This is a genomic window from Providencia rettgeri (assembly GCF_001874625.1).
Classification (GTDB): Bacteria; Pseudomonadota; Gammaproteobacteria; order Enterobacterales; family Enterobacteriaceae; genus Providencia; species Providencia huashanensis.
Genome location: NZ_CP017671.1, coordinates 1 through 15,979, shown reverse-complemented (window position 1 = coordinate 15,979; position 15,979 = coordinate 1). Strand labels below are relative to the sequence as shown.

Sequence of the window (15,979 nt, the reverse complement as noted above, 5' to 3'; positions counted from 1 at the left end):
AAGCAAGTATTATTTTATATAACAACCAATAGCTTTAGTTGCGGAATTCTTTTTCAGTGACAACTTGGTAACTGTGTGAGTCTGCGTCATAGCTAATAATAACAACGCGATCACCCCGTTTTATACCTTCTGTAAATGGCGCTCGTATTTGCAAAATTAGCCCGGCACCACCATCTTCGAGTATGGCTTCACCGTTTTTTTCATTGACGGTACCTGAGCGGACTGTGGCATATTTCCCGATGAGTTGGTGTACTGTTTTGGGTTTATTGAGGCTAATAAGTTTATTCCGTACAGGTTTTAAGCAAAGGGCGGTTAAGTGAAGTGAGATAAATATCGTGATAACAAATACAGCAAAACCAACAAGATAACGCAATAGACTTAAATCAATAAAGCGAATAAAACCATAAACACTAAAGTAGGTGATCACCCAACCAAACAGTGTAAATAATGTCAGAATAATGGTGACAGGGACCCCTGCTAACCCAAGTTTTGTTAACCACCCAGCAAAACCTGTTGCGTCAATACCGCTATCAAATTCAGTATCAACATTGAATAAATCAATATCTAACAGACCAAAAGCAGCGCATAACCAGTAAAACAACACAATAATTAGTAAGCCGCTAAAGATAACTGTTGGAAACATCAAGCTGTTATGGAAAAACAAACTCATAGGATTTTCTCTTTATTCTAAGTATGTATACATAGTATGCAAAAACAGGAACAGCTTGTTTAATTTATCACCATTAAAAAATATAACGTAATAATATATTTTTTAATTAATTACAGTATCAGACTAGTCTATAAGCACTTTTAATTTTTGAGTTTCGTACAATACTGGATTGATATCCAGTGTGATCCTCTGAAGTTATTCCTAAAGTACTTTTTATAATAAGAAGCTACTGACAGAGCATGATTTTATCATTAATAGCTAAGTTGATGATAATCATTCTCAACCAAAGAGGTGGTATTTAAAGGATAAAATGGGGAAAATAGAAATGATTAAAGTGATAAATTTGCGCTTCATTGGCTAAAAGCTTAATGAAGCGCAAAAAAGTACAAAGTTAGTCAATTAAGTTTAGGAATGCTGCCCCTCGAGCCCCACCAGAGTCACCATAACGTGCTTTTTCAATCGCAGGTAATGTTGCGATGCCATAAAGATATTGTGGTAGGACTTCAGGTAGTCGTTGATAGATTTCTTCAAATTGTGAGAGCCCCCCACCAATAACGACTAAATCAGGGTCGAAAACGGTGACGATTTGCCCCATAAACATTGCAAGCAATGATATATAACGGTCGACATGCTGTTTTGCTTGGATATCACCTTGTTTATATTGTTCAATGATTTCGATTGCTGAATGTTTTCTACCAGTAAACGAAGCATAGATACGTTCAAAGCCGGGGCCAGATAAATAAGTTTCAAAGCAAGCGGTTTGCCCACAACCGCAAATGATTTCAGGGACTGTATCACCCAAAAGCTTAGCGCCGCGAACGCTTAAATTCATGTGGCCAATTTCTCCGGCAATCCCATTTTTTCCAGGTAGCACTTTGCCGTTTATGACGAAACCACCACCAACCCCTGTTCCTAGAATTAAGCCTAAGACGGTTGGATAACGTTTGAATTCAGGGTCCCAAGCTTCTGATAAAGCAAAACAATTAGCATCATTTTCCACTTTGACTGGGCGCTGTAAAATATTAGCCAAGTCATGAATTAAAGGTTTATATTGCGCAGTTGGGACGTTTGTTGTGAATACAGTGCCTTCAGCATGGTTGACGATACCTGGCACACCAACTCCTATTTTGCCTAGACAGTTAAATTTTTCATCGGCTTCTTGTGTGAGTGTGAGAAACGCGTTTAACAGTGATTGGTAGTCGTTTTTAGGCGTAGGAACACGTTTTTGCCAGACTTGATTTAACTCTTTGTCAAAGACAGCAAGTTCAATTTTTGTTCCGCCCATGTCAAAGCCGTAATACATTTTCACCTTCCCCTAATGGTTTATTTATTAAAAAGCTAATGTATCTCTTTGATAAATAATAAATGATAGTGCGTAATAGGTTAATTATACAAAAGATCACTAGAGGATAAATTATTGTTTTAGATTTTATTTTTCTTTAGGTGTTTTTAGGTTGATTTGCATTGAACAATAACAGATTAAAAGAGGCCAGTGTGTAACGACTCGCCTTTCGGTGAGGGTTAATCAGTTGTTGTAGGAGCTACAGGAGATTTAAAATTTTTTGCAATAAATTCATTGAGTTTAAGTGCCACAATGGCATGAACTTCTTGTGTTGGATGGACATTATCATTAAATAGATAAGGTGGGGCCGTATCTAGTTGTTCTTTTCCACCAATATAACCGTTAGCAAATGGTAGGTTTGTTTCATAGTTAAGGGTTTTGGCTTGCTGATAAATCTCTGTCATCGTTTTATTAATATCAAAAAAGACGATATTAGTACTATGCAGAGCATTTAATTTTTTTATGCTATTTTCCAATGCTTGATTATGCATAAGAGTTAGCATTTTCATTTTATTTTCATATTCCATCGGTTTTTCGTTCTTAAAGGGGGTTTTACTAGGGTCAGGTATCCCCATTATTAAGATATTCTGTGCACCATGCTTTATCATTTTATTGATTGCTTTGAGCTGACTGGAAATGACTTTATAGGTATTTGTTTTATTGAATGTCATGTAATCATTAGAGCCAATAGAGATAATAGCAAGGTCTGACTTATTGAATTTAATACCTTGTATTTGCCTTTTTATATTGGAAATAAATCTAAATTTAGGGTTTTTTTGGTTGTAAGTTGCGCAGACAGCGCCCCCTTCGGCCTTATTGATAACTTCAACAGGTCGATATGTATTATTTGAATTTTTGTCTTTGTAGCTCATCACTGTTGGTGAAGTTAGGAAGTCTACCCATGTGAAGCCGTTAGTAAAGCGTCCTTTATAGTATTGTGGTGCAGAAGGTAGTAGCCCTAGTGTCTTTTTCAGCATTCTTCCTTCTGAATCTGACAGGCTGTCTCCAACCACAATAACTCTTTCAAAATTATTAATTTTATCTTTTGGCTGGCTATACATACTAACAGCTAATGAAAATAGTTCTTTAGACTGTGAAGAGTCAGTCTCATCGGTATTAATACTATTAGTTGATGGGTTAGACACATTAAAAATAGGTACGCCTCCTAACTGAAAACGGGAATTAAATAACATTTTGATTTTACGAGTGAATGAGGAAGAGGTATTTTCAGGTCGACAATTATTTACTTGATCAGTATGACGAGGGAAAGTGCGTATTGTTTCTATAGGCATTGCTTTTTACCCAAATAATTAATTAAGTACTTATAAAGTTATCAGGTAATTTTTTATTCAAATATCAAATAGTGATAACAGATTTTTGGTTTTTCTAGTATTTATTCTCTTATAAAGTGTTTTAATTCAGTTTGTTATGTTTATTTTGTTGTTTGTGAAATAGTGTTGGTCCATAAAATAGTTGCGTCGTTATTTTAAATAATATATTGTTATATTATAACATAACATTCAGGTGGCTATTATGAAACAGGGGATACATCCACAGTACCGTACAGTGGTTTTCCATGACACAAGTGTTGATGCTTATTTTAAAGTGGGCTCGACGATAAAAACGGCAAAAACGATTGAATTTGAAGGGGAGATTTTCCCTTATGTCACCCTTGATGTGTCTTCTCAATCGCACCCATTCTATACCGGCAAACAAAAAGTGATTTCTCAAGAAGGGAAAACAGCACAATTCCAAAAACGTTTCGGGCGTTTTTTACAAACAGAGGGGAAATAAACGTGAAAGTGTTGAGTTCGTTAAAAACGGCAAAAACGCGTCATCCAGATTGCCAAGTTGTTCGCCGTCGTGGTCGTGTGTATGTGATATGCAAAACAAACCCACGTTTTAAAGCTGTACAAGGCTAACTCCTTGTTAATTTTTTCTGGTGTTTCTTGCTTTTGCCATGGCAACTCATGCTCCTTGCCATGGCATTTTTTATGCATTTACAAAATTGAGAATGCTATTTTTAATTTGTTCTCTTAGCCATAATGTTTTGGAATTATACGAGTTGCGTTTATGCCACAACACTAAAAAGGGGATTTCGAGTTGCTGGTAAAGAATGTCATCAATGGGGAGTGGTAGACAGACGAGATCAAGTTTGAAGTTATTCACATAATGTTGGCAGTATCCGGGAGTACAGGTAATGAGATTGTGTTCAGGTCGTGATGCCATCAGCAGTGATTGTTCAAATGTTGAAAATGAAAGGCTAATTTGGCGATTAAGCCCCATTGTAGACAATAAGTCATCTAGGGCCCATGGAATACGATTACCAAATTCAGTGCTAATATGAGGGTATTTTAGGAAATTGGCTAAACTCCATTCTTCTTTTAGAATGGGGTGATCTCGGCGAATAAAGGCCAGAGGTCGGTCAGTAAACAACACGTCGAAATTAAGGATATTTGGTAAGTGGTTTATTGACTCTTTTGAGCTGTGAAAACTTTCCCTACCTACTAACCCAATATCGGCATCACCTGCCACTAATGCCGCAAGTGAATTATAGTCCCAATCCCGCATAATGACGTCTGATTCAGGATATTGATTGAGGATATTCAAGGATAAATCATGGAGCATGATCAGATTTAATGGAGCTTCCATCATTAACCGGAATGTTATTCCCCGTGGTTTTTCAGTATCACGGATTTCAGTGATATAGCTGGATAAATTCAAAAACTCAGGAAGTGATTTTTCTATATGATACATCAATGGTGTAGGAAGAAGCCCTTGCGGGCTGCGAATAAATAGCGGGTCATCAAACCATTGGCGTAGTTTAGACAATGATTTACTGACAGAAGATGGCGTGATAGCAAGGCGTTGAGCTACGAGGCTAACACTCCGCTCTTCCATTAAATATTGCAAAATAACCAGTAAATTTAAGTCTAAACGATGCAATTGTTTATTCACATGCTATTACCTTTTCATTGACTTGTGTGGCGGGAACTCTGAGCAAGATTATGCCCATAGTACCTGCTGCTAATAGGATAATTAGCAACATACTGATTGATGGTATGCCAATTGCCCCCATTAGCCAAATATACAAAGAGGCGAAGCTGAGTTGCGAAATGGCTAAAATGGAGCTTGCAATACCGGCTTTTCTGGCAAATGGGGATAGCGCTTGGCTCATAATAATCCCAAATTGCATTGAAAAACCCATTCCGCTACAAGCAAAAACAATAAATAGCAAAATCAGGTTGTTAAACGTAAAGAGATACACAGATAAAACAACGGCATTGAATAAAAATAACCCAAGGGCAGTATTGAGCAGTGATTGGCTATTAAATGTTGATAGCAATTTTGGCATTAAGAACGAAGTCCCCATACTCACCATTGCTAGAACGGTCATAGCTGTGGAATATTGACCCGTGGTAAAACCTAGATTACCCATCAGGATAATCGGTGCGACATTCACATAGGTCAGGATCACCGCCATTCCAAAGCAAGAAATAATCAAACGAGTGACAAAGAATAAATTGAAGATTTTTTCTGTGGTGTCTGGCGATGATATGGTGTGTTTGGTTTCTTGGCGAGCCGCAGGTTTAGTTTCTTTTATCGACACTAAGCAGAAAACCATACTCAGTACCGCATAAGCAGCCATAAAGTAAAACATCATTGACCAATGGTAGACCAGTAAAATGGCAAACCCAATGACAGGGGCAAGTACGGGGGCAATACAAGTCACGCCATTCATTGCCGCTAAGACTTTAGTCCGCCTTTGTGGACTAAGTACATCTCGTAAAATAGCGAAAGTCACCACATAACAGAAACCAGCGCCGATGCCTTGTAGGAAGCGAGCCATCAAAAATAGGTCAATCGATGTCGAGTTTCCTGCCATGACAGAGGAAATGGCAAATATTGCCGTCCCCACTAAGACCACGGGTTTACGGCCAACATGGTCGGCGAACCATCCCCCAATGAGCATTGTGGATGCCATGCCTGCAAGGTAAATAGAAAATGCGACATGAAGTTGGCTTTCACTAGCGCTTAAGTCAGCGGCTATATAAGGAATACCCGTTAAGTGAAGGTCGACACCAAGGGGATAGATAAGGACTATCCAAAAGCTAAAAAGAACATATTTGGTCATGAGATAAGCTGTACTGTGAGAGGGATTATTCTAATTTTAAGCTGAGTGAATGATATAACGAATGGATTAATTAGAAAACAGCATTTTCCAAAATGGAAATAAGATATTCATGTGTTTTAGGAGGAGTATTAGCTTTATTACTAATCTTCTTACTATTAGTGATGAAATTCACTTGCACACTGATGCATATTTTGTCAGGTTTAATATATCCGAAAAATTTCTAGCTCCAGCTTTCATGAGCCTCTTATAAATGACAAAAATGCGGTATTGCTTCTTATTAAGTTGGAACAGGAAATTTTTTGGTAAAACTTTAAACAAACAGGGTGAATAAAAATGAAAAATGTAGGGTTTGTTGGTTGGCGCGGTATGGTCGGTTCAGTATTGATGCAGAGAATGGTAGAAGAACGTGATTTTGATGCGATCCGCCCTGTATTTTTTACGACGTCACAACAAGGTGCAGAAGCACCAACTTATGGTGGTCATCGAAGTGTTTTACAAGATGCCTTTGATATCGATGCATTGAAAGCGCTAGATGTTATTATTAGCTGCCAAGGTGGTGATTATACTAATGATGTCTATCCGAAGCTCAGAGCCGCAGGCTGGGATGGCTACTGGATTGACGCAGCATCTTCATTACGTATGAATGATGATGCGATTATCATTCTTGACCCAGTGAATAACCAACACATTCAAGATGGTTTGAATAAAGGTATTAAGACCTTTGTTGGTGGTAACTGTACAGTTAGTTTGATGTTGATGTCTTTAGGTGGTTTGTTCACGAATAATTTAGTGGAATGGGCGTCAGTTGCAACTTATCAAGCCGCATCAGGTGCAGGTGCACGTAATATGCGTGAGCTACTGGCACAAATGGGGTCTTTGCACACACAAGTGGTTAAAGAACTGCAAGACCCAGCCTCTGCTATTTTAGATATTGAGAAGAAAGTCACTGATTTTACACGCAGTGGCGCGATGCCAACAGATGCGTTTGGTGTCCCACTAGCAGGAAGTTTGATCCCATGGATTGATAAAGCGCTCGAAAATGGCCAAAGCCGTGAAGAGTGGAAAGGCCAAGCGGAATCTAACAAAATATTGGCAACAGGTAAAAATATTATCCCTGTTGATGGTTTGTGTGTTCGTATTGGCGCACTTCGTTGCCATAGCCAAGCCTTTACATTGAAATTGAAAAAAGATGTGCCGTTAAAAGAGGTTGAACAATTACTGGCTTCTCATAATGAGTGGGTAAAAGTTGTTCCAAATGATAGAGAAATCACAATGCGTGAACTGACACCTGCTGCAGTGACTGGTACATTAAGTACGCCAGTTGGTCGCTTACGCAAATTGAATATGGGGCCTGAGTATTTATCAGCCTTTACTGTTGGTGACCAATTACTGTGGGGAGCCGCTGAGCCTCTTCGCCGTATGTTAAGGATTTTATTATAATTCCTTAATGAATGTCGGTGGGTTATATAGGTCTGCATATAAAAATATGTTGGCTTTACCCAAGGGGATATTCTTGTTGTACACGAATAATGGCGTCTTGATATGACGCCATTATGTATTTTGGTGATGAATAACCTTTAATTCAATATACTTCACTGGATAGAAAATACGGTTTTTTTAGGTATTGAAACATCATTAGGGGGAAGTATATTCACGTTTCCTCAAGCAGTTTTATATTATGACCCACTGTATTATTGGCAATACTAGGGCGAACAGTATTGGCGACTTCCATGATGCCACTATTTTTCTTTAGATAATGCCAAATATTTTTAGCTTTTATTGAGGGTCTTTTGTTTCCGATGGTAATTGATTAACCGGTAATATGTTACGGTTGCCATCAATCACCTGAATGTTGTTATTGGGTTGATAGCATTCACGCATGGGAGATAAACAAGCTTGTGATGCATGCTGTTGTATTCCTAACCAGTCACTAATTAACCAATAATTATTAGCAGTTGAATAGGGTTGACCCAAAGCTCGTGGGTTTAATGCCGGTTTTGGTATGGTTTGGCTGTACCAGATTAATAAGGGTATCTCATAAGCTTCTTTTCTTGGGTTATTTACGCCATGGTGGTAGTGAATCTTGTTATCACTGTCTAATCGTTGTAATGCATGGTCTGAAAAGTACATCAACGAAGCGGGCTTCCCGTCTAGCTGTTGGAGTAAGTTTTCGATAAATTTATCGGTATAAGCGATAGAGCTGTCATAACAATTATCATCTTCTTGTTCACTGAATTTTTTTAACTCTTTTTCTGGAAAACGGTTACACGCAGGCTCATGGCTCCCATAAGTATGTAGGATGATCAGTTTTTTCTTGTCTGTTGGGTCGTTAATCGCATCATTAAAATGGTCTTGAATTTCCTCATCATAACCCACGAATTCATTCCATTTTTTCTTTTGAGCCATGTTAGCTATCGCAGAGATGACACTGGTTCGTTTATTGGTTTTTCCTTGGTTACTTATCCAATAGGTTTTAAAACCCGCATGATTGGCTAATGAAATAATATTGTCAGCATAGTGTGATTTATCCTGCATTTGGTCAAAGCGAATATTAGACAGTGAGATTGGCACTGACAATATGGTGACCGGAGCAGGAGAATAAGCTTGTTGGAATACCAAAAGCTGTGACTGACGATTATCTAGATTAGGGGTTGTATCATATTGATAGCCATATAAACCCATATGGTCACGACGTAGGGATTCGCCAATGACGAGAACATAGATTTGTGCTTCAGTATCTTTTTTCTCATAGTCAAATGAAACGATTTGGGATGAGATTTTTTTTATGCCGCGGTTTTCATACAAGTTTTTGACGAGAGCAGCTGCATTGTAAAATGGCGTGTTGAGCAAATATTTTTCGGTTATTAACAATGAGCTATCTGGTTTATTGAGTAATGACGCGTAATAAGCAGGGATTGCTAAGAGGTAACCACATAACATCGCGATACTAATCATTGTCGTACGGCGGTTTATATATTTAGTGCATTTATGGATGCTTAATAAATACACTGAAAAAACAAACAAATAAAAGATCACATAACCAATATTGTAGGAGAGCATCCCCACCGTTTCGCTACTATTGGTATTAATAAAGGTTTCGGCAATTGAAGAGGAAAACCGAATATCGTGTTTTTTGTAAAAGAAAAATGAGACTGAAAGATTTAACGCCCAAAGCAATGAGACGAAAACCGTGAATATTTTTCCGATAAGGGACCGATATACGCCAGCACACAGAAGCATAATGAGTGTGCCAGAAATGATAATCGCAGTGTCTGCCATCACATTCGCATCACCACTGAAAAAAACAGGGATGGATGAGAGCAACAAAAAATAAATAGGGATAATCAGTTGTCGTATCATTGTTTTCTTATTACGTATTTTGCTTTTACCTTGAGTGTGTTGGGTTATTGAACATATGGATTTAACCATTAACATCTAATTAACTTAGGGTATTAACCGTTTATAGCACATAAAAAGATAAGATAATCAAAATAGTGGCGTAAAAAACTGTAAAATCTCGTGAGGTTAAGTCATGAGCTTTTCCCTACCAAGAAAATGGCAGCGAAGAAACTTTGTTAAAAGAGAGAGCAATTTGGATCTCAATATCACTGTGATGGTCGCTTTTAGATAAAGACTTACCATAATCGGCTAATAAATTAATGAGTTATTGTTTATTTTAAAATAAGAGGGCTGCTGAATGTCATGTTCAGTGAGCAAATAAGTAGGGGGAAATAAAGAAAAAAATAACCCCACACTTTCGAGTGGAGTTATTTAATATTAGTCAGTAAATATAATGATTAAATATCAATATTTGCTGCTTTTAGCGCATTCTCTTCAATAAATGCACGACGAGGTTCAACAGCATCACCCATCAATGTAGTAAAGAGTAAATCTGTTGCGATAGCATCTTTTACGGTTACGCGCATCATACGGCGAGTTTCAGGGTTCATGGTGGTTTCCCAAAGCTGTTCTGGGTTCATTTCACCAAGACCTTTATAACGCTGTACATACAGACCACGACGCGATTCACGAGATAGCCAAGCGAGAGCTTCTTCAAAGTTATCAATATTCTGACGACGCTCACCACGTTGGATATACGCCCCTTCTTCAATTAAGCCACTGATTAAGTCGCCTAAATGAGTGATACGGCGATACTCGCTACCGTGAACAAAATCGAAGTCGAGGTTGTAATCAGTATCAACACCGTGAGTGCGAATACGGATTGTTGGCTCAAATAATTGGCGCTCACGATTTTCTTTAATTATGTAGCTATATGTGCTGCCGAATTGCTCGTTGTCTTCTAAGCGCTTAACTAATGTTTGAGCCCATTCTTCAACTTTTGCGTTTTCTTTTAAGTCTTCCTCAGTCAGCGTAGACTGATAAACTAAGCTGTTGAGTAAGGCTTGTGGGTATAAGCGCTCAAGGCGACGAATAATACGGTGAGCCGCATTATATTCGACAACCAGCTTTTCTAATTCTTCACCTTTCATTGCTGGAGCGTCGGCACTGAGATGTAACTCTGCACCATCAAGGGCGATAGAAATAAGATAATCGTCCATCGCATCGTCATCTTTTATGTATTGCTCTTGTTTGCCACGTTTTACTTTATACAGTGGCGGCTGAGCGATAAAGATATGACCGCGTTCAACAATTTCAGGCATTTGACGATAGAAGAAGGTTAATAGCAGTGTACGAATGTGTGAACCATCGACGTCCGCATCCGTCATGATAATAATGCTATGATAACGCAGTTTGTCTGGGTTGTACTCATCACGTCCGATGCCACAACCTAATGCTGTGATAAGAGTGGCAACTTCTTGTGAAGAAAGCATTTTATCGAAACGCGCTTTTTCAACATTAAGAATTTTACCTTTTAGTGGCAAAATAGCTTGGTTTTTACGGTTACGGCCTTGTTTTGCTGAGCCGCCCGCAGAGTCCCCTTCCACTAAGTAGAGTTCAGATAATGCTGGGTCACGTTCTTGGCAGTCTGCTAATTTACCCGGTAGGCCGGCTAAGTCTAACGCACCTTTACGGCGTGTCATTTCACGTGCTTTACGTGCGGCTTCACGAGCACGAGCGGCATCGATAATTTTACCGACAACAATTTTAGCGTCATTCGGGTTTTCCAGTAAATACTCAACCAACCGCTCGTTCATGATAGTTTCAACGGCAGTTTTTACCTCAGAAGAAACTAGTTTTTCTTTGGTTTGTGATGAGAATTTAGGGTCTGGAACTTTCACGGAAATAACAGCAATTAGGCCTTCACGCGCATCATCACCTGTAGCGTTGACTTTGCTTTTCTTCTGATAGCCTTCTTTTTCCATGTAGTTATTTAATGTGCGGGTCATCGCTGCACGGAAACCAGCTAAGTGAGTACCACCATCACGTTGTGGGATGTTATTGGTGTAGCAGTACACGTTTTCTTGGAAGCCATCATTCCATTGCATTGAAACTTCAACACCAATACCGTCTTTTTCTGTAGAGAAATAAAATACTGACGGATGAATTGGCGTTTTATTGCGACTTAAATATTCAACAAAGGCTTTGATACCACCTTCGTAATGGAAATGGTCTTCTTTCCCATCACGTTTATCAATAAGCCTGATTGATACCCCAGAGTTTAAGAATGATAGCTCACGAAGACGTTTAGCTAAAATATCATACTCGAATTCTGTGACACCTTTAAAGGTATCCATACTTGGCCAAAAACGTACGAGAGTACCTGTTATGTCTGTTTCCCCAACAACAGTCAGAGGACCTTGTGGTTCACCGTGTTTATAAATTTGCTCATGAACTTTACCGTCACGACGAATGACCAGTTCAAGTTTTTCAGATAAGGCGTTAACAACAGAAACCCCAACTCCGTGTAAACCACCGGAGACTTTATAGGAGTTGTCATCAAATTTCCCCCCTGCGTGCAGGACAGTCATGATAACTTCTGCAGCAGAGACACCTTCTTCTTCGTGTATACCTGTTGGTATCCCACGTCCATCATCCTGTACGGAGATAGAGTTATCGGCATGGATAGTGATCACGATATCGTCACAGAAGCCTGCGAGGGCTTCGTCGATAGCGTTGTCGACAACCTCGAAAACCATGTGATGAAGACCTGTTCCATCGTCTGTATCACCGATATACATGCCCGGGCGCTTACGCACCGCATCCAGTCCTTTTAATACCTTGATACTTGAGGAGTCATATGTATTCGACATCAACGTTTCCTGCTCTTTCTATTCCTGAGGTTGAACTTCTATTTTGCCATGTTCTACACTAAACATCTTACTGTTTGCGTCTATCATATCATTAACTTGTTCAGCTGTAATGGCACTGACAAACACTTGTGCTTGCGTAGCTTTGAGACGTGTCGCTAACAATTGGCGGCGACCCGCATCAAGCTCGGAGGCAAAATCATCCAGCAGATACAGGCACCTTTGCCCGCTCTGACGAGTGAAAAACTCACCCTGCGCTAACCTTAATGCACACATTAATAGCTTTAGTTGGCCCCGAGAAAGCATATCTTCTACAGGGGTACCATTTGCACGAATACGCAAATCTGCTTTATGTGGCCCTGAAGCGGTATAGGTTAGTGCTCTATCACGCTCAAATTGGCGCTCTAATTGTTCTGAATAATCAATTTCTTTATCCCAACCGCGCTGAAAGGATACCGAGAGTGAAAATTCGGGTAAAAACTGCTGACAGGTTTGCTCTATATTTTCGGCAATACCTGCGATGTAGTCATGACGCCATTGGCTAATTTGCTCTGAAATTGGCGCCAGTTGTTTATCCCAGTGACGTATTTGTTCGTAACGGGTAACTTGGCGTAAAGCCGCATTTCGCTGCTTTAATAACCGTTTTAAATCAGACCATACTGAAAAAAACAACGGATCATTGTGAAAACAGCCCCAATCAATGAAGGCTCGACGATATTTCGGGCCGCCATTGAGTAGTGTAAAACCTTCTGGGGTAATTAATTGCATCGGCAACAGTTTTGCAAGCTCTGCAATTTTATGGCCGTCGGTGCCGTCTATGCGAACTTTACTGTCACCCTCGCGATTTTTGCTTAACCCCAATGAAAGGTCATTACGATTTTTATCTAGATGGCTAAGTTTACCATGAAGAATAAATTGTTCTTGCTCATGACGAATAACACGATTCGCTTGAATACTGCGAAATGCGCGGCCATGACCTAAGGTGTACACTGCTTCCAGTATACTAGTTTTGCCACTCCCGTTTGGGCCAATTAAAAAATTGAACCCATTAGCAAGGGCGAGATCCGCATTTTCAATATTTCGAAAATCGCGGATTAATAAACGCGAAAGGATCATAAATACCGATTATAAACGCATTGGCATGACAACATATACCGCCGCTTTGCTTTCAGCGTCTTCAATTTGCACACTGGAAACTGCATCGGTTAATAATAGCTGCACGTTTTCACTTTTCAGTGCATTTAAGACATCTAAGATGTAGCTGACGTTAAAACCAATTTCCATCTCAGTTCCCTGATAGCTAACATCAACAATTTCTTCAGCTTCTTCTTGCTCAGGGTTATTTGCTGTGATGCGTAATTGGTTTTCACTAAAATATAAGCGTACTCCGCGGAATTTTTCATTGGATAAAATCGCCGCACGGGAAAATGCCTGTTTTAGTAAGTCACAACGAGCTTCTAATGTTTTATTTGGGTTTTTCGGTAACACACGGCGATAATCAGGGAAGCGACCATCAACCAATTTAGAGGTAAAAATAAAATCCCCTACGTGGGCGCGTATGTTATTGCTACCGATTTGCAGTTGTAATGGTGAATCGCCACCATCTAACAAGCGCATTAACTCAATCACCCCTTTACGAGGAACAATTACCGAATGAGAAGGTAAAGATTGACCGATGTCCATCGCACAAACTGCTAGCCTGTGCCCATCGGTTGAAACGGTTCTCAGCATTGAGTCTTCAGTTTCAAATAGCATTCCGTTGAGATAATAACGCACATCTTGGTGTGCCATGGAAAACTGAGTTGCTTCAATTAAACGTTTCAGTATTGACTGAGGAAGAGAAAATTCAACTTCACTTTGCCAATCATCTAGGTTTGGAAAGTCTGCTGCTGGTAAAGTAGATAATGAAAAGCGGCTACGACCAGAACGGACGAGCAGTCTATCATCATTGAGTTCTACTAGAATTTCAGAACCTTCAGGTAAACCACGCCAGATATCAAAAAACTTGCGTGCAGGCACCGTTGTTGCACCAACTTCATGTTCCTGCGTTAGAGGAACGTTGGCCATCATCTCCATTTCAAGGTCGGTTCCAGTGAGTTGGAGGGTGCCTTCTTTTACCTGTAATAAAAGGTTACCTAAAATAGGCAGAGTTGGACGCCCACCTAAAGGACCACTAACCTGTTGTAACGGTTTTAATAACTGCTCGCGTTCTATAATAAATTTCATAGCAATTAAGATGATAATGTTCTGATTAAATTAGAAAAATCTTCTTTGATGTCATGGCTCTCTTCCCGTAACTGTTCAATTTTACGACAAGCGTGTAATACCGTGGTATGGTCACGGCCGCCAAAGGCATCCCCGATTTCAGGTAAACTATGGTTGGTCAGCTCTTTTGCCAAGGCCATTGCCATCTGACGCGGACGAGCGACAGAACGAGAACGGCGTTTCGACAGTAAATCTGCCACTTTAATTTTATAATATTCAGCAACAGTTTTTTGAATATTATCAATAGTTACCAGTTTTTCTTGTAGTGCTAATAGGTCACGTAATGCTTCGCGTACAAAATCGATAGTAATTGCGCGACCTGTAAAGTTTGCGTTGGCGATCACACGATTTAATGCGCCTTCTAACTCACGAACATTAGAGCGAAGCCGTTTTGCGATGAAAAAAGCCACTTCACCTGGCAGTTGGATTTCATTTTCATCTGCTTTTTTCATTAATATCGCGACACGGGTTTCGAGTTCTGGTGGTTCGATTGCTACCGTTAAACCCCAACCAAAGCGTGACTTTAAGCGATCTTCAACCCCGTTAATCTCTTTTGGATAACGGTCGGATGTTAAAATAATTTGCTGATTGCCTTCAAGTAACGCGTTAAAAGTATGGAAAAACTCTTCTTGTGAACGCTCTTTGTTAGCAAAAAATTGAATATCATCAATAAGTAATGCATCTACAGAACGGTAATAACGTTTAAATTCTTCAATTGCGTTATTCTGTAGAGCTTTGACCATATCTTGAACAAAACGTTCAGAGTGCATATAAACCACGCGTGCGTTGGCTTTATGCTCCATAATACTATTGCCTACAGCATGTAATAAGTGAGTTTTACCTAAACCTGTTCCACCATAAAGGAATAGTGGATTATAGGCCCCACCCGGATTTTCAGCCACTTGCCTCGCGGCGGCACGAGCCAATTGGTTCGATTTACCTTCAACAAAGTTATCAAAAGTGTGCTTAGGGTTCACATTAGAACGGTAAGCGACTTCCGGTTGTACTTTGGCTGAGTTATCCCAACTTGGTTTAATCGGAGCTGACGGCGCGGCAAATGCAGGTACTTGGTTTGTTGTACGTGCTTGCGTTGCTGCCGGTGCGACGGCAATCGGTTTATTGCCCACTTCAAAGTGTAGAGCAGGCGCGTCAGTTCCACAAAAGTCATTCAATAATTCATTAATATTATTGATGTACTTGTCTCTAACCCAGTCGAGAACAAAACGATTTGGGGCATACAGTGCCAGTGTGTTGTCGTTTAATTCAGCTTGAAGGGGGCGTATCCACATACTGAATTCTGTGGCAGGTAGTTCATCCTGCAATCGGGCAAGACATTGCTGCCAAAGCGAAAGTGACAC

13 protein-coding genes are annotated in these 15,979 nt (G+C 39.7%); 3 read left to right on the top strand and 10 right to left on the bottom strand.

Annotation, left to right across the window (positions count from 1 at the left end; all coding sequences use genetic code 11):
* Window positions 1–34: 34 nt before the first annotated feature.
* From RB151_RS00065 to RB151_RS00055, 3 genes are all read right to left on the bottom strand, one after another.
* Window positions 35–670, bottom strand: a complete 636-nt coding sequence (locus tag RB151_RS00065) for an OB-fold-containig protein (RefSeq protein WP_042846787.1) — start codon at window positions 668–670, stop codon at window positions 35–37.
* A gap of 391 nt (window positions 671–1,061) precedes the next feature.
* The gene (gene nagK / locus RB151_RS00060; RefSeq protein ID WP_042846786.1) at window positions 1,062–1,973 is read right to left on the bottom strand and encodes an N-acetylglucosamine kinase; all 912 of its coding nucleotides are present in this window, start codon (window positions 1,971–1,973) and stop codon (window positions 1,062–1,064) included.
* Between the two features lie 218 nt (window positions 1,974–2,191).
* A complete protein-coding gene (locus RB151_RS00055; RefSeq protein WP_071547548.1) occupies window positions 2,192–3,304 on the bottom strand; it encodes an SGNH/GDSL hydrolase family protein in 1,113 nt (370 codons plus the stop codon).
* A 241-nt stretch (window positions 3,305–3,545) separates the two neighbouring features.
* Between RB151_RS00055 and RB151_RS00050 the strand changes: the two genes are divergently transcribed.
* Both RB151_RS00050 and ykgO read left to right on the top strand, forming a co-directional pair.
* Window positions 3,546–3,806, top strand: coding sequence for a type B 50S ribosomal protein L31 (locus RB151_RS00050; protein WP_071547547.1), 261 nt, complete (start codon window positions 3,546–3,548; stop codon window positions 3,804–3,806).
* A gap of 2 nt (window positions 3,807–3,808) precedes the next feature.
* Complete coding sequence (ykgO, locus tag RB151_RS00045) at window positions 3,809–3,934, top strand: type B 50S ribosomal protein L36 (protein ID WP_042846784.1); 126 nt, start codon at window positions 3,809–3,811, stop codon at window positions 3,932–3,934.
* Window positions 3,935–4,004: 70 nt separating this feature from the next.
* On the opposite strand, the gene yidZ is transcribed toward ykgO, so the two are convergent.
* Window positions 4,005–4,970: an HTH-type transcriptional regulator YidZ gene (gene yidZ, locus RB151_RS00040; protein WP_071547546.1), complete on the bottom strand. Its 966-nt coding sequence runs from the start codon at window positions 4,968–4,970 to the stop codon at window positions 4,005–4,007.
* Window positions 4,963–6,147 carry an MdtL family multidrug efflux MFS transporter gene (locus tag RB151_RS00035; protein ID WP_071547545.1) on the bottom strand — a complete coding sequence of 395 codons (1,185 nt, stop codon included), beginning with the start codon at window positions 6,145–6,147 and terminating at the stop codon, window positions 4,963–4,965. Before RB151_RS00035 ends, yidZ begins: the two co-directional genes overlap by 8 nt.
* Window positions 6,148–6,480: 333 nt before the next feature.
* Here RB151_RS00035 and asd point away from each other — a divergent pair, with 333 nt between their 5' ends.
* On the top strand, window positions 6,481–7,587 hold the full coding sequence (gene asd / locus RB151_RS00030; protein ID WP_042846781.1) for an aspartate-semialdehyde dehydrogenase: 1,107 nt from the start codon (window positions 6,481–6,483) through the stop codon (window positions 7,585–7,587).
* A 336-nt stretch (window positions 7,588–7,923) separates the two neighbouring features.
* Here the strand turns inward: asd and RB151_RS00025 are convergent, their stop codons facing one another.
* The 5 genes from RB151_RS00025 to dnaA all read right to left on the bottom strand — a co-directional run bounded on the left by RB151_RS00025 (window position 7,924) and on the right by dnaA (window position 15,979).
* The gene (locus tag RB151_RS00025; RefSeq protein WP_094301193.1) at window positions 7,924–9,507 is read right to left on the bottom strand and encodes a phosphoethanolamine transferase; all 1,584 of its coding nucleotides are present in this window, start codon (window positions 9,505–9,507) and stop codon (window positions 7,924–7,926) included.
* A gap of 437 nt (window positions 9,508–9,944) precedes the next feature.
* The gene (gene gyrB / locus RB151_RS00020) at window positions 9,945–12,359 is read right to left on the bottom strand and encodes a DNA topoisomerase (ATP-hydrolyzing) subunit B (protein WP_042846780.1); all 2,415 of its coding nucleotides are present in this window, start codon (window positions 12,357–12,359) and stop codon (window positions 9,945–9,947) included.
* Window positions 12,360–12,377: 18 nt separating this feature from the next.
* Entirely contained in the window at window positions 12,378–13,472 is a 1,095-nt protein-coding gene (recF, locus tag RB151_RS00015; protein WP_042846779.1) for a DNA replication/repair protein RecF, read from the bottom strand.
* Between the two features lie 9 nt (window positions 13,473–13,481).
* Window positions 13,482–14,582 (bottom strand): DNA polymerase III subunit beta, encoded by a 1,101-nt coding sequence (gene dnaN / locus RB151_RS00010; protein WP_042846778.1) that lies wholly within the window; start codon window positions 14,580–14,582, stop codon window positions 13,482–13,484.
* Window positions 14,583–14,587: 5 nt separating this feature from the next.
* On the bottom strand, window positions 14,588–15,979 hold the full coding sequence (gene dnaA, locus RB151_RS00005) for a chromosomal replication initiator protein DnaA (RefSeq protein WP_042846777.1): 1,392 nt from the start codon (window positions 15,977–15,979) through the stop codon (window positions 14,588–14,590).

Excerpts from the sequence above, each read along its gene's own strand:
- RB151_RS00035 (WP_071547545.1), bottom strand. The coding sequence starts at position 6,147 with ATGACCAAATATGTTCTTTTTAGCTTTTGGATAGTCCTTATCTATCCC.
- RB151_RS00050 (WP_071547547.1), top strand. The coding sequence starts at position 3,546 with ATGAAACAGGGGATACATCCACAGTACCGTACAGTGGTTTTCCATGAC.
- RB151_RS00025 (WP_094301193.1), bottom strand. The coding sequence starts at position 9,507 with ATGATACGACAACTGATTATCCCTATTTATTTTTTGTTGCTCTCATCC.
- nagK (WP_042846786.1), bottom strand. The coding sequence starts at position 1,973 with ATGTATTACGGCTTTGACATGGGCGGAACAAAAATTGAACTTGCTGTC.
- RB151_RS00065 (WP_042846787.1), bottom strand. The coding sequence starts at position 670 with ATGAGTTTGTTTTTCCATAACAGCTTGATGTTTCCAACAGTTATCTTT.
- asd (WP_042846781.1), top strand. The coding sequence starts at position 6,481 with ATGAAAAATGTAGGGTTTGTTGGTTGGCGCGGTATGGTCGGTTCAGTA.
- RB151_RS00055 (WP_071547548.1), bottom strand. The coding sequence starts at position 3,304 with ATGCCTATAGAAACAATACGCACTTTCCCTCGTCATACTGATCAAGTA.
- dnaN (WP_042846778.1), bottom strand. The coding sequence starts at position 14,582 with ATGAAATTTATTATAGAACGCGAGCAGTTATTAAAACCGTTACAACAG.
- recF (WP_042846779.1), bottom strand. The coding sequence starts at position 13,472 with ATGATCCTTTCGCGTTTATTAATCCGCGATTTTCGAAATATTGAAAAT.
- gyrB (WP_042846780.1), bottom strand. The coding sequence starts at position 12,359 with ATGTCGAATACATATGACTCCTCAAGTATCAAGGTATTAAAAGGACTG.